Genomic DNA, 12,841 nt, shown 5'->3' with positions numbered 1-12,841 from the left:
ACGCAAAAGCCACGCCAGTGCGTGCGCTCGCCTGACCCTAGCCGAAGACATGAACGCCGAACATACGTCAGATGACGTAGCCGGAGGGAGCATGCAGCGCATGTTCAGCCGCCTGCCGGAAGCAGAGACTTGTGGTGTATCCAAACCCACAGGCGGAAACTCCAATGAAGAAGACATCTCACCACAGGGGACGGGCTGGCGCTTCTGCGATCCAGCGTGACCCGCAGTCCGGATCCTCAGCCTTGAGGCGTACCCTGCTCGGCACACTCTGCGCGCTGCCAATGAGTCTCATGCTGGGTGCTGGCCTGTCATGGGCGGTACCGGCGACTAAAGACGTCAACACCACCGGCCTTGCCGTCACTGATGACACCGTCACGGTCGGCATTCTGCATTCGGTCACCGGCACCATGGCGATCAGTGAGACTGGTTCGGTACAGGCGGAAACACTGGCTATCGAGCAGATCAACGCCTCAGGCGGCGTACTCGGACGGCAGATCAAGGCGATCCAGGAAGACGGCGCCAGCGACTGGCCGACCTTCGCCGAGAAAGCCAAGAAGTTGCTCGTGAACGATGATGTCGCCGCAGTGTTCGGCTGCTGGACATCGGCCTCCAGAAAAGCGGTATTGCCGGTCTTCGAGCAATACAACGGCATGCTGTACTACCCGACGTTCTACGAAGGACTTGAACAGTCCCCTAACGTCATCTACACCGGCCAGGAAGCCACGCAGCAGATCATTGCCGGTATTGACTGGGTCGTGAAGGAAAAAGGCGCGAAGACCTTCTATCTACTCGGCTCCGACTACATCTGGCCAAGAACCTCCAACAAGATTGCGCGCAAGCACATCGAGAAGCTGGGCCTCAAGGTCGTGGGTGAAGAGTACTACCCACTGGGCCACACGCAATTCAACTCGGTCATCAACAAGATCAAGCTGAAGAAGCCTGATGTGATCTACGGCATCGTCGTTGGCGGCTCCAACGTGGCGTTCTACAAGCAGCTCAATGCCGCTGGTATCGACCTCACCAAGGAAAAGCCACTACTGCTCACCATCTCGGTCACTGAGGACGAAATCCTTGGTATCGGCGGCGAGAACATCAAAGGCGCCTATGCCGCGATGAAGTACTTCCAGAGTCTGGAGAACGAGAACAACAAGGCTTTCGTCAAGGCCTTCAAGGAACGCTGGGGTGATGACATTGTCATAGGCGACGTCACTCAGGCCGCTTACCTTGGACCCTGGTTGTGGAAGGCTGCGGTCGAGAAAGCCGGTAGTTTCGATATCGACAAGATCAAGGCCGCCTCGCCCGGCATCGAGCTGGATACTGCGCCCGAGGGCTATGTACGGATCCACGACAACCATCACCTCTGGTCGAAGACCCGCGTTGGACACGCCCAGGCTGATGGCCAGTACAAAGTGGTGTTCGAAAGCAGTGATCTGATCGAACCAAACCCGTTCCCCAAAGGTTATCAGTGAGCTTGAAGGCTTAAGACTTATTGCTTGAGTGAAGCACCCCTCCGGACCAGCGCAGCGACGTGTGGTTCGGAGGTATTCAGGAGTTAGATCCCATGTTTGCTGAATACACGACATCCGAACTCACCGCGATTTTTGCAATGCAGGGCTTTGCCGGTCTGATCCTGTTTTCGGTACTGGTGCTCATGGCACTGGGCCTCGCGATCATATTTGGCCAGATGGGCGTGATCAACATGGCGCATGGCGAGTTCATGATACTCGGCGCCTACGTGACCTACCTGACTTCAAATCTTTTCGCGACCTATCTGCCTGGCCTCTTTGACGCCTATTTCTTCGTCGCCATGGGGCTGGCATTTCTGGCAACCTTTCTGCTGGGCATGCTGGTGGAATGGGGGCTGATCCGCTTTCTGTACAAGCGGCCACTCGACACGCTGCTGGCCACCTGGGGCCTGAGTCTGATCCTGCAGCAGCTCTACCGATCCATATTTGGTGCCCGCGAAGTTGGCGTGACCCTGCCGGACTGGATGATGGGTTCCTATCCACTGACAGACGTCATCGAGGTACCTGTAAATGGCCTGTTCGTGATGGCGCTGACGATCGTGATCACCACAGGCGTCTATTTCCTCATGTTCCGCTCACGCTGGGGCAAGCAGGTTCGTGCGGTCGTGCAGAACCGACCCATGGCGAGCGCAGTCGGCATCAATACCGGGAAAGTGGATCGCTATACCTTCGGCATCGGTTGCGGTATCGCCGGTGTGGCAGGTAGCGCTTTCACCATGATCGGCTCGACCGGTCCGACGTCCGGACAGCTCTATATCGTCGATACCTTCCTCGTGGTGGTTTTCGGCGGGGCGCAGAGTCTGTTCGGTACCATCGCCTCGGCATTCACGATTTCGCAGGCGCAATCGACCATGGAATTCTTTCTCAGTGGCTCGATGGCCAAGGTTCTCACGCTCCTGTTCGTGGTCGGCATCCTGATGCTTCGTCCACAGGGACTTTTCACCCTGAAAGTTCGCAAATAGCGCTTGTACAGGCCGTAAACGAGGTTACTCATGTCGACATCACACGCACTTGCCGCCTCTTCAAAGATGCGGTTCATGCCAAGGCAGGACCTGGTGGGCTTTGCCATACTGGCCCTCCTACTCCTGCTTGTACTGCCGTTGGCGCTGGATGCCTTCAGGCTCAACCTCATCGGCAAATATCTCACCTACGCCTTCGTCGCCATCGGCCTCGTGCTCTGCTGGGGACTCGGGGGCATCCTGAGCCTTGGCCAAGGGGTCTTCTTCGGTCTCGGCGGCTACTGCATGGCGATGTTTCTGAAGCTCGAGGCTTCCAGCCCGGAGGCCACCAAGATCCAGTCGACACCGGGCATACCGGACTTCATGGACTGGAACCAGATCACGGCGCTGCCAGGCTGGTGGGAACCCTTCCAGAGCTTTGGCTTCACCCTGTTCGCCATTATTGCGATACCGACCTTCTTTGCCTTCGTCATCGGATTTGCGATGTTCACCCGACGTGTGGGTGGTGTGTACTTCGCCATTATCACGCAGGCCATCGCCGCAATACTCACGATTCTGATCATCGGCCAGCAGGGCTTTACCGGTGGCGTCAACGGCATCACTGACTTGCGCACGCTGCTGGGCTGGGATATCCGCACTGACAGCGCCAAGTTGATCCTGTACTTCATCAACTGCGCCCTGCTCTTTGCCTGCCTCTTCGCTGCTCAGTACATCCGCCGCAACAAGGCTGGCCGCATTCTGGTGGCCATGCGCGACCAGGAAGACCGGGTGCGCTTCTCAGGCTATGACGTCGCAAGCTTCAAGATTTTCGTGTTCTGCGTAGCGGCGGCGTTCTCGGCTATTGGTGGTGCGATGTTCACCTTGCAGGTCGGCTTCATGTCGCCATCCTTCGTCGGCATCGTGCCTTCGATAGAGATGGTCATTTTCTGCGCGGTGGGTGGCCGCCTGTCATTGCTGGGCGCTGTCTACGGCGCGCTGCTGGTGAACTGGACCAAGTCAGCAGTGTCCGAGAGCTTTCCGGAGCTCTGGGTGCTGGTCATGGGTGCACTGTTTATTGCAGTAGTGCTGGCCTTCCCTAATGGACTCGCGGGTCTATATCAGCGTTATGTCGCGCCCCGACTGCCTGAGTTCATCACTGGCAAGCCGAAGAAAGCCGAGGAATCTCCAGTAGATGACGCGCCAGCCGCAATGGCACCCTCGACTGCTTCCTCGCCCACGGCTACGGCCACACCATCGGACAGCAGTAAATCCGACAAACTCGACGGAGGTCTCCATGTCAGTCCATCAAACTGAGTTCGCACTGGCAGTCGAAGGGCTCACTGTGTCTTTCGATGGGTTCAAGGCGGTCAACGATCTGTCCTTCTATGTCGATGAAGGCGAGATCCGCGTGATCATTGGTCCTAACGGTGCCGGCAAGACCACCGTGCTCGATCTGATCTGCGGACGGACTTCCGCCACCAGCGGGTCAATCAAGTTTCGCGGCAAGGAGCTCACCCGCATGAAGGAGCATCAGATCGTACGCGCCGGTGTGGGCCGCAAGTTCCAGAATCCGTCGATCTACGAGGATCTCACAGTGTTCGAGAATCTCGAGATTTCATTCCCCAGAGGTCGCAGCGTATTCGGCGCGCTTGCATTCAAGCGCGACAGCGCTGTCGTGGCGAAGGTGGCTGAAATCGCAGAAATGATTTTCCTGGATGGCGATCTGGACAAGCAGGCAGGTCTGCTGAGCCACGGACAAAAGCAGTGGCTCGAGATCGGTATGTTGCTGATACAGGACCCGGAGCTGTTGATGCTCGATGAACCGGTAGCCGGGATGTCGGTCGCAGAGCGTCACAAGACGGCCGCCTTGCTACGCCGAATCACCAAGGGCCGTTCGGTCATCGTGATCGAGCATGACATGAAGTTCGTCGCTGATATCGCCGATCGCGTGACAGTCCTCCATCAGGGCAAGGTCCTGTCGGAAGGCTCGATGGAGCGTGTTCAGTCCGATCCAAAAGTCATCGAGGTCTACCTCGGACAGGACCCGATCAAACATGCGGGCGACGACAAAAACGATATCAGTAGTGAGGAAACCCCCAATGTTCGCAGTGCATGATTACCACGTGGCCTATGGTCAGAGCGAAGTGCTTCACGGTCTCGACATTGATATCAAGCCGAAGGAAATCGTGGCAGTGATGGGCCGCAACGGTATGGGCAAATCGACCCTGATGAAATCTCTGATCGGTATGATCCCGTCCTCAAAAGGCCGTGTCAGCCTGGACGACGTCGACCTTACTGCGCAGAAAAGCCATGAACGTGTCGCGAGTGGGCTGGGCTATGTCCCACAAGGTCGAATGATCTTCTCGACCATGACCGTGCAGGAAAATATCGAAACCGGCCTGACCAGTACACGACGAAAATCAGTGCCGCCGGATCTCTACGAACTGTTTCCGGTGCTTCAGGAAATGCGTAACCGCCGCGGTGGAAATCTGTCGGGTGGTCAACAACAGCAACTGGCGATCGCCAGGGCTTTGGCAAGCGATCCTACAGTCCTGCTTCTGGACGAGCCCACTGAAGGTATTCAGCCCTCCATCATCAAGGACATGGCGCGAACCCTCAAGCAGATCCGCGATAGCCGCAACCTCACCATCGTCGTGTCTGAACAGGTGCTCAGTTTTGCACTCGAAATAGCAGACAGGGTCCTGGTGCTGGAAAACGGCCGCATCGTCCACGAAGAACTCAGACATACCCTGAATGAAGGCAAGATTGCGGCCTACCTCGCCGTATAGGGCACAGCCCGGATACTCATGAACTTACAAACAAAGCATCAAACAAGCAGGAGAACAGCATGGCCGAAACTCTCATCAAAGTGGATCTGAATCAATCCGCCTACGACAACGACAAACTCCACAATCGCTGGCATCCGGATATCCCAATGGTGGCCAAGGTCAAGCCGGGTGACGATTTCATCATCGAGTGCGTGGACTGGACCGGCGGGCAGATTCATAACAACGATTCCGCTGACGACGTGCGCGACGTCGACCTGACCAAAGTGCATTTCCTGTCGGGTCCTGTAGAGGTCGAAGGCGCGGAACCGGGTGACCTCCTGGTCGTCGATATCCTCGACATCGGAGCCTTCAAGGAGAGCCAGTGGGGTTTCAACGGCTTCTTCTCGAAGCAGAACGGCGGTGGCTTCCTGACCGAGCATTTTCCTGAGGCCCAAAAGACCATCTGGGACTTCAATGGCATGTTCACCAAGTCCAGGCATATTCCGGGTGTCGAGTTCGCGGGTCTGATTCATCCTGGTCTGATCGGCTGCTTGCCCTCGAAGTCGATGCTTGAAGAGTGGAATACTCGTGAGAAAGCGTTGGTCGATACCGACCCCGAGCGTGTTCCACCGCTGGCTGCACTACCCTATGCCGAGACCGCGCATATGGGGCAGATGTCACCAGAGGCTGCCAAGACCGCCGCTGCCGAAGGCGCTCGCACGGTGCCACCCCGCGAACATGGGGGTAACTGCGATATCAAGGATCTCTCGCGTGGCTCGCAGGTGTACTTTCCAGTCTACGTGGATGGCGCAGGCCTGAGCGTTGGCGACCTTCACTTCAGTCAGGGCGACGGCGAAATCACCTTCTGCGGCGCCATCGAAATGGCTGGCTGGATTCATATGCGGGTGAAGCTGATCAAGGGCGGAATGCAGAAATACGGCATCAAGAATCCGATCTTCAAGCCGAGCCCCATTACGCCGCGTTATGATGACTATCTGATATTCGAGGGCATTTCGGTTGACGAAAAAGGCAAGCAGCACTATCTCGACGTGCATATCGCCTATCGTCAGGCCTGTCTCAATGCCATCGAGTACATGACCAAGTTCGGTTACAGCAAGGCGCAGGCCTACGCAATTCTTGGTTGCGCACCAGTACAGGGTCATATCAGTGGTGTAGTCGACATACCGAACGCCTGTGCGACGCTGTGGCTGCCAACAGGCATCTTCGACTTCGACATCAACCCGGGTGCTGATGGACCGAAGCAGGCCCTCGACGGCAGCGTCGATGTCCCATTGTCGAAAGACCTCTAGAGGAGACAGGTGCCATGCCACTCTACGATTACAAGTGTGCCCAACACGGTGTGTTCCATGAGCTGGCTACGATGGCAGAGGCGGGCATGCCCTGCCGCTGCCCTCAATGCAGCGAGCTGAGTCCGCGCATCATTATGATACCACCGCAGGTACTCGCCATGGCTGAGGAGAAGCGCAAGGCCATGGCGCGAAACGAGAAGGCCGCCCATGAACCGATCGTTACGACGTCGTCGTTACGCGAAGCCAGGGCGAAGGAGCGCGATAAAGCCCAGCAGGATAGTCGACGAAAGTCAGGGGGTGGCTGTGGCTGCGATCATCATGATGCGCAGTCAGGTCTTCGCAAGCAGGTGGTTTATCTGGCGGATGGCAGCAAGGTCTTTCCTTCGCAGCGGCCGTGGATGATCAGTCACTAACCCAGGCAGTCAGAAGCCTTGAGTGCACAGAGTCCGTCGCAAAAACCGCGGCAGACTCTGTGTTCATTCGAAGGGTATGAAACCTGTTTGAGTGCTGAGAAATTCGCCAAGCCGGCGCCAGGATTTCATGTCAGCATCCTTTTTATAACGCTCAGTCCCAAACACGGTAAACGCGTGTGGTGCCCCACCATAGGTGATCATTTCGTGCTCGGCACCAGCGTTTTCAAGCTCAACTGCAAGGCCCGCAAATTCGCTCATCGGTATCGCCGTGTCCGCAGTGCCGTGGAGAATGAGCAGCGGCGCTTTTACCTTGTCGTAATTCTGATCGGACGGCGTTGCCAGTCCACCATGGAAACTTACAAAGCCTTTCAGATCTACACCTGACCTTGCCAGCTCCAGCACAGCTGCTCCCCCAAAACAGTAGCCCATGGCCACGGCATTATCAGTCTTTGCACCCTGTGCGGCAGCCGCTTTGATGGCAGCCTGCATGATCGAGCGCATCTTCTTTCTGTCCGCGTACAGCTCACCGGTATGCTGCTTCCTGTCTTCAGGCCTTGTTGGTCGAACGCCCTTGCCGAATAGATCCATGGCAAATACGGCGTAGCCTTCTTCAGTCAACATGTCAGCACGAGTCTGCTCGTACTCGGTGAGGCCGTCCCAGTCATGGATCATCAACACGAGTGGTGCCTCGCCAGAGGCTTCACGCGCAGGGCTGTTGTAATAGCCTTCATAGGTCACACCATCCGACTGATAGGTGACAGCCTCGCCTGCAGCGACAACGGCGTTGGACAGCAAGCTGAACAGGATGATTACATTTGCTTTCATGAGGTTTCGCTCGAGTGTATGTGCGCTGAAACAAGATTGACGAACTCTGCCGCAAAGCGATGACAGTCGCCAGGCCAGCGGGCCGAAAGGTAGTGATCGTCCAGTACAGTGAAACCCGGCCAGCGCATGGTTTCGGTATCCCGGACCGGCAGCGGTGAACCAGAACTGAAATCGTCTGGATCTGCCAATGCGCGCCTGACCTCCTCTTCAACAGACTCTGGATAGGTACGATAATAGTCACCCAGCCAGAGACGGGTCATTTGCCAGGCAGTGAGTTCCAGACTCTTCGTCAAGGCGGTCGTCTTTCGGCCGTGCAGCACTGACCGGTCCGTGTCGGAATCGATGCTACGGGCCAACAGTAATACTCCGTGACAGACGGCCGCGACTGGTTTGCGTACCCTGAACGCATCGACCACGAGACGCTGGGCATCCGCATTTTCCAGCAGGCTTTTCACGCCCCCCGCATGGCCGCCCGGTACCAGAAGTGCCTCGAAGTCTTCAGGCAGAATATCGGAGAAGGCCAATGGGCTCAGGAAGGCAGGCTGCTCGATCATCCGGCCGTAACAGGCAAGATCGCTCTTGCGGGTCATCAGGAAGGGTGTGAGGAGACCAAAGCCCTTGCTCACCAAGCGTTTATCAGCATAGGCGGGCTTGCCCTCCGGTGTGGCGAACAGCACAGAATGCCCGGCTGATTCAAGCGCGGACCAAGGTACGGCTGACTCAGTAGGATCGTAATCAGAATCGGGTAGAAGAATGAGCATGCCAGCCATCGGGTTCTCCAAGGCAGATGAACATGTCAGGACAGTTGGCGTAAGGCGGCTACTACCGCTTGCCCGGTAAGACTCGAATGCGTGACCAGTTCTTGAGCCAATGCTGCGCCATCACGGGCTCTGAGGGCTTCCATGATAGCCGCGTGTTCTTCAACCGAATCATCCCAGCGCCCATCCGACATATTCGCCAGATAACGCGCCCGCATAGCTTTCTGGGTCAGGCTCAGATAGGTTTTCAGCAACACTTCATTGCTGGCAATTTCAGCCAGCCGGGTATGAATCTGCAGGTTCAAGCGAAAATAATCAGCGCGCCGACGGCGCTCGTGAAACTCAAGCATTCGGTCATGCAGCGCTTCCATTTCAGCCAGCAGGGGATCTGTAAGATTCTGCACCGCCAGGGTGCCCACAAGTTGTTCAAGCGCAGCGAGCACCATAAAAAGATCATGACACTGCTCTGGTGTCACCTCAGTGGCCACGGCGCCACGGTGAGGCAGCAATCTGACCAGCCCCTCCGAAGCCAGAACCTTGAGTGCTTCGCGCAACGGTGTTCTGGATATGTCGAGCTCCTCACACAGCGAAGTTTCTGGAATTCGACTGCCGGGCCGAATACGCCCCTCAAGCAGCCTGAGTCGCAGATCGTCGACAATCTGGTCGTGCAGCGACAGCCGCCGGCGAGGCGCATGTCCCCCGGGGCTGGTGATTATCTGAAGCGAAGAGGCTCTCATAAGGCCGATCCTTTCGGGTGCTGCAATAGCCGAAGTATGTCAACAGTTCAGCGTATTCCAAAGCCCGACGCAAGGAGAATCGCTCACGCACCATCACGAAGCGCAGATGACCGCTTATGGTGCGCAAGCCATTGCCTTGCCCAGCTTATGAAAACACCAATTACCATATTTTTCTGTAAGTTACGCGCCTTTGTATTACAAATACAGTTTTGGCGCAGGTCTTGCTCTTCGATCATGGTGCAAGCATGCGAGCCAGGAGAAACGATGAAAGCGTTGACCAGAACACTATTAGGCATGGTGACTCCCTCGTCGAATACCGTGCTCGAACCCCTGACCTCGATGATGCTCGCACCGCTCTACCCGACAGTCAGCGCGCATTTCAGTCGATTCAGGGTTACGGAGATATCCATGAGCGCATCAGCGCTCATGCAGTTCGAGACTGAAAAGCTCCTCGCGGCCGCCAACCTGCTGGCCGACGCGAAGCCGGCAGCCATTGCCTGGAACGGTACTTCCGCCAGCTGGCTGGGCTTCGCTCATGACGAGTCGCTCTGCGCTGCCATCGAGCGCGAAACCGGCATACCTACGATTACCAGCGTGCTGACCCTCAACGAGCTGCTGGCCAGCAGAGACATTACCAGACTCGGGCTGGTGACCCCCTACCATCGGGAGGTGCAAGCCAGAATCATTGAAAACTATGCGGGCCTTGGCATTGAAGTCGTCGGCGACATTCATTTCGGCGAGACCAACAACTTCGCCTTTGCAGAATTCGACGAGGCCTTCCTGGCGGACAGAATTCGATTGGCCGCCCGATCCGAGCCACAGGCCATCACCATACTCTGCACCAATTTGAGAGCCGCGCCGCTGGTGGCTGAGCTCGAGGTCGAGCTGGGTATCCCAATTTATGATTCGGTGGCCATAGTGGTCTGGAAAGCGCTGCAACTCGCCGGAATCGACTCAGGTCCGCTGCGAAAATGGGGCAGCCTTTTTCAATAGACAGCAAAGGTGAGAACATGTTTGGACACGGGCAATTTCTGGCTTGGGCCAGGCCGCAGATGGTGCCGTTTTCCGGCAGCGCGTCATGAAGTCGGTACAGATTCATGCTTTCGAAATGCGATCGCCTGATGATACCCGTGCACTCGAACAGGCACTTGAGGTGGGCGCAATCGAGGGCGACGAGATCGTCTGTATTCTGGTCAAGACCGAAGGTAATGGACTCGCGAATGACTTCACTCGAGCACTGGCCGAGATCAGTCTGCTCAGCCTGCTTTGCCGGCATCTACACCTTGGCAGAGATGATGTCGAGGCCAGGATCTCCCTGATCTGCAGCGGGGGAACCGAGGGTGTTCTCAGTCCTCACATGACCGTTGTGTGTGTATCGTATCAAGCTGGTGGCACTGACGTGGGTAGTGGGCCGAGGCTGGCCTTTGGTCATGCTCATGCCCAGCGAGTTGTCCATAGTGGCGTTGGCATTGACGAAACAGCACAGCGCCGGGCCATCACCGCTGCGGTCAACCAGGCGATGATCAAGGCCGGGCTCTACGACCATAGCGCTGTGCATCTGGTACTTGTGAAGGCTGCCCTGCCAGCTGGGCTCGAAGCGGGGGCACAACAGCAGGCAAAGCCTGCATTGCGCGCAGCTTCTGCCCTGGGTGTGGCGGTAGCCCTCGCAGAATTATCACCTGAGCATTTGCATGATCTCAGCGAGGTGCCACGTTCGGCATGGTCCTCCAGAGCTTGCGTCACAGCTGCCAGCGATCTCGCATGTAGTGAGATCGTCGTGTTTGGCAACAGTCCTGCCTGGGGTGGAGAGCTGGTCGCGGGACATACCATACTGGCAGACATGCTCGACAGCCCCTCGGTAGCGAGGCTGCTGAAGCAGTTGGGCTACGACGCCTCTCCTCAGCTCAACGCGGTCGACACAGCTGCGGTAAAAGCCGTCGTACTCAAGGGGGAGCCCCCCAGATCCGATATTCGGGGACACCGGCATACGATGTGGGACGATAGCGACATCAATGCACTTCGACACTATCGATCAGCAATGGGAGCCCTGCTGAGTGGGCTTTTGGGCTGCACCAGACATTATCTTTCAGCCGGTGCAGAGCATCAGGGGCCGCCAGGAGGCGCAAACCTGTGCGTCATCATGCAAGCACCGGCGTCGCCGACTCATAACGCCCGGGAGCCGTGAGCATGGGAATCGAACATGATGACAAGGCCCTGAGCAGCTTCATCGAAAACTACCAGCTGAATGGCTATGTTGTCCTTTCCGGGCTCCTGGCCGGGAGCCTGCTTGATCAGCTCAATCAGCTGACTGAGGACCTCCTGACACGCGCTGGAGCGATAAGCGCCGAGGACGCCATCTATGACCTCGAGCCCGGGCACACAGCACAACAACCAGCGGTACGCCGAATCAAGAAACCACATGACATCGACGCACTCTACCGCTCTGCAGCCGCCGACAAAGTGCTCCTCCCCTATCTCAAGGCTGTGATTGGTCACGACATCAGGCTGCACCACAGCAAGATCAATACGAAGCAACCACTCACTGGCTCGTCACTGGAATGGCATCAGGACTGGGCCTTTATCCCGCACACCAACCAGAGTGTTGTCGTCGCTTCACTCATGCTGGATGACGTTGACGCCACCAACGGTCCAATGCTCGTGATTCCTGGCAGTCATCGCAAGACGCTGCTCGACCATCGTAATTCCGCTGGCGAGTTTACCGGTGCCATCGATCCTGATGATCCTGAATTATCGACTGAGGAAGCTGTGGCGGTCACCGGTCCCGCCGGCACGGTAACGCTGCATCATCCTCTATTGATTCATGGCGCCGGCCCGAACCGTTCGGAGCGTCGACGCAACGTGCTGTTCTACGAATACGCAGCCGCTGATGCCTGGCCACTGTTTTATGGCGTGAACTGGCCTGAATACAGCAGCCGCCTGATTTGCGGAAAGGAGTGCATCGAACCACGGCTTGAACCCTGCTTTGTGCGAATGGGCTATCCCCGTCCTTACGAAGGGTCGATTTATGCAAATCAACAGGCTGCCCGTAAACGCTTCTTTACTGATCGCTAGCGGATGGTCGACTGCCTTTCGCGCGGAGTCTCAGAGCACGAATGATGAAGACGGTATTGGAGATGCTTTCTGCCGCCATCACCACGATACCCGGAATCGAGCCGGCATGGATATTAAAGACCAGCCATAGCAGGCCTCCGAGCAACAGACCGCCGCGACGCCATAAGCCGCTCAGCAGAAAGACGGCAGACGAGCCGGAGCAGACCGCTATGGTAGGCAGCACATCCCAGGCACTTTCCCAGGTCAGTCCACCAGAGATCAGATAGGCGGTAATGAAAACATAGCCCAGTGAGCGCATATTGCCGCGCACTGCGAGCAGGTTTCGCACAAGGGTAATAGCATTCATCAGCGCAGCCGTCACGGCGCCAAGCAGTAGGAAGTGCAAGGCCCAGAGTCCCGCCGCAGCCGCCAGGCAGTACATCATTCTGTTTTCACTGCGCAGTTGAAAGGCAGTGATACCTACCAGCGCAGCCAGGCCACCGACCACCTGCGCA

At 57.0% G+C, this 12,841-nt stretch carries 14 protein-coding genes; 10 read left to right on the top strand and 4 right to left on the bottom strand.

Annotated elements, in window-relative coordinates; translation table 11 throughout:
- The first annotated feature begins 164 nt into the window (after positions 1 to 164).
- From urtA to ABD735_RS01515, 7 genes are all read left to right on the top strand, one after another.
- Positions 165 to 1,469 (top strand): urea ABC transporter substrate-binding protein, encoded by a 1,305-nt coding sequence (urtA, locus tag ABD735_RS01545; RefSeq protein ID WP_425548549.1) that lies wholly within the window; start codon positions 165 to 167, stop codon positions 1,467 to 1,469.
- A 92-nt stretch (positions 1,470 to 1,561) separates the two neighbouring features.
- A complete protein-coding gene (gene urtB, locus ABD735_RS01540; RefSeq protein ID WP_344802582.1) occupies positions 1,562 to 2,488 on the top strand; it encodes an urea ABC transporter permease subunit UrtB in 927 nt (308 codons plus the stop codon).
- 66 nt (positions 2,489 to 2,554) lie between these two features.
- On the top strand, positions 2,555 to 3,778 hold the full coding sequence (gene urtC / locus ABD735_RS01535; RefSeq protein WP_425548568.1) for an urea ABC transporter permease subunit UrtC: 1,224 nt from the start codon (positions 2,555 to 2,557) through the stop codon (positions 3,776 to 3,778).
- Positions 3,759 to 4,580, top strand: coding sequence for an urea ABC transporter ATP-binding protein UrtD (gene urtD / locus ABD735_RS01530; protein WP_344802578.1), 822 nt, complete (start codon positions 3,759 to 3,761; stop codon positions 4,578 to 4,580). The genes urtC and urtD overlap by 20 nt, the downstream gene beginning before the upstream one ends.
- Positions 4,564 to 5,253: an urea ABC transporter ATP-binding subunit UrtE gene (gene urtE, locus ABD735_RS01525; RefSeq protein ID WP_344802576.1), complete on the top strand. Its 690-nt coding sequence runs from the start codon at positions 4,564 to 4,566 to the stop codon at positions 5,251 to 5,253. The genes urtD and urtE overlap by 17 nt, the downstream gene beginning before the upstream one ends.
- A gap of 59 nt (positions 5,254 to 5,312) precedes the next feature.
- Positions 5,313 to 6,542 (top strand): formamidase, encoded by a 1,230-nt coding sequence (gene fmdA / locus ABD735_RS01520; RefSeq protein WP_344802574.1) that lies wholly within the window; start codon positions 5,313 to 5,315, stop codon positions 6,540 to 6,542.
- A gap of 14 nt (positions 6,543 to 6,556) precedes the next feature.
- Positions 6,557 to 6,955 (top strand): FmdB family zinc ribbon protein, encoded by a 399-nt coding sequence (locus ABD735_RS01515; RefSeq protein ID WP_344802572.1) that lies wholly within the window; start codon positions 6,557 to 6,559, stop codon positions 6,953 to 6,955.
- 63 nt (positions 6,956 to 7,018) lie between these two features.
- On the opposite strand, the gene ABD735_RS01510 is transcribed toward ABD735_RS01515, so the two are convergent.
- From ABD735_RS01510 to ABD735_RS01500, 3 genes are read right to left on the bottom strand one after another with little or no spacing between them, the layout of a single operon-like run.
- Positions 7,019 to 7,780, bottom strand: a complete 762-nt coding sequence (locus ABD735_RS01510) for a dienelactone hydrolase family protein (RefSeq protein ID WP_344802570.1) — start codon at positions 7,778 to 7,780, stop codon at positions 7,019 to 7,021.
- Complete coding sequence (locus ABD735_RS01505) at positions 7,777 to 8,550, bottom strand: type 1 glutamine amidotransferase domain-containing protein (RefSeq protein WP_344802568.1); 774 nt, start codon at positions 8,548 to 8,550, stop codon at positions 7,777 to 7,779. Before ABD735_RS01505 ends, ABD735_RS01510 begins: the two co-directional genes overlap by 4 nt.
- A 26-nt stretch (positions 8,551 to 8,576) precedes the next feature.
- Positions 8,577 to 9,275, bottom strand: a complete 699-nt coding sequence (locus tag ABD735_RS01500) for a GntR family transcriptional regulator (protein WP_344802566.1) — start codon at positions 9,273 to 9,275, stop codon at positions 8,577 to 8,579.
- Between the two features lie 264 nt (positions 9,276 to 9,539).
- Between ABD735_RS01500 and ABD735_RS01495 the strand changes: the two genes are divergently transcribed.
- From ABD735_RS01495 to ABD735_RS01485, 3 genes are all read left to right on the top strand, one after another.
- On the top strand, positions 9,540 to 10,268 hold the full coding sequence (locus tag ABD735_RS01495) for a maleate cis-trans isomerase family protein (protein WP_344802564.1): 729 nt from the start codon (positions 9,540 to 9,542) through the stop codon (positions 10,266 to 10,268).
- A gap of 85 nt (positions 10,269 to 10,353) precedes the next feature.
- Positions 10,354 to 11,460 carry a ring-opening amidohydrolase gene (locus ABD735_RS01490; RefSeq protein ID WP_344802562.1) on the top strand — a complete coding sequence of 369 codons (1,107 nt, stop codon included), beginning with the start codon at positions 10,354 to 10,356 and terminating at the stop codon, positions 11,458 to 11,460.
- Between the two features lie 2 nt (positions 11,461 to 11,462).
- Complete coding sequence (locus ABD735_RS01485; RefSeq protein WP_344802560.1) at positions 11,463 to 12,347, top strand: phytanoyl-CoA dioxygenase family protein; 885 nt, start codon at positions 11,463 to 11,465, stop codon at positions 12,345 to 12,347.
- Here the strand turns inward: ABD735_RS01485 and ABD735_RS01480 are convergent.
- A complete protein-coding gene (locus tag ABD735_RS01480; protein ID WP_344802558.1) occupies positions 12,334 to 12,834 on the bottom strand; it encodes a YgjV family protein in 501 nt (166 codons plus the stop codon). The two genes, ABD735_RS01485 and ABD735_RS01480, sit on opposite strands and share 14 nt — an antisense overlap.
- Between the last annotated feature and the right edge of the window lie 7 nt (positions 12,835 to 12,841).

The organism is Allohahella marinimesophila (assembly GCF_039538005.1).
GTDB lineage: Bacteria > Pseudomonadota > Gammaproteobacteria > Pseudomonadales > Oleiphilaceae > Allohahella > Allohahella marinimesophila.
Note: the sequence above shows the minus strand (reverse complement) of the source record. Positions and strands in the feature narration are given on the sequence as shown.

Coding starts and splice junctions, on each gene's coding strand:
- ABD735_RS01510 (WP_344802570.1), bottom strand. CDS start 7,780: ATGAAAGCAAATGTAATCATCCTGTTCAGCTTGCTGTCCAACGCCGTT.
- ABD735_RS01505 (WP_344802568.1), bottom strand. CDS start 8,550: ATGGCTGGCATGCTCATTCTTCTACCCGATTCTGATTACGATCCTACT.
- ABD735_RS01490 (WP_344802562.1), top strand. CDS start 10,354: ATGAAGTCGGTACAGATTCATGCTTTCGAAATGCGATCGCCTGATGAT.
- urtD (WP_344802578.1), top strand. CDS start 3,759: ATGTCAGTCCATCAAACTGAGTTCGCACTGGCAGTCGAAGGGCTCACT.
- ABD735_RS01500 (WP_344802566.1), bottom strand. CDS start 9,275: ATGAGAGCCTCTTCGCTTCAGATAATCACCAGCCCCGGGGGACATGCG.
- ABD735_RS01485 (WP_344802560.1), top strand. CDS start 11,463: ATGGGAATCGAACATGATGACAAGGCCCTGAGCAGCTTCATCGAAAAC.
- ABD735_RS01515 (WP_344802572.1), top strand. CDS start 6,557: ATGCCACTCTACGATTACAAGTGTGCCCAACACGGTGTGTTCCATGAG.
- urtA (WP_425548549.1), top strand. CDS start 165: ATGAAGAAGACATCTCACCACAGGGGACGGGCTGGCGCTTCTGCGATC.
- urtE (WP_344802576.1), top strand. CDS start 4,564: ATGTTCGCAGTGCATGATTACCACGTGGCCTATGGTCAGAGCGAAGTG.
- ABD735_RS01495 (WP_344802564.1), top strand. CDS start 9,540: ATGAAAGCGTTGACCAGAACACTATTAGGCATGGTGACTCCCTCGTCG.
- urtB (WP_344802582.1), top strand. CDS start 1,562: ATGTTTGCTGAATACACGACATCCGAACTCACCGCGATTTTTGCAATG.
- urtC (WP_425548568.1), top strand. CDS start 2,555: ATGCGGTTCATGCCAAGGCAGGACCTGGTGGGCTTTGCCATACTGGCC.
- fmdA (WP_344802574.1), top strand. CDS start 5,313: ATGGCCGAAACTCTCATCAAAGTGGATCTGAATCAATCCGCCTACGAC.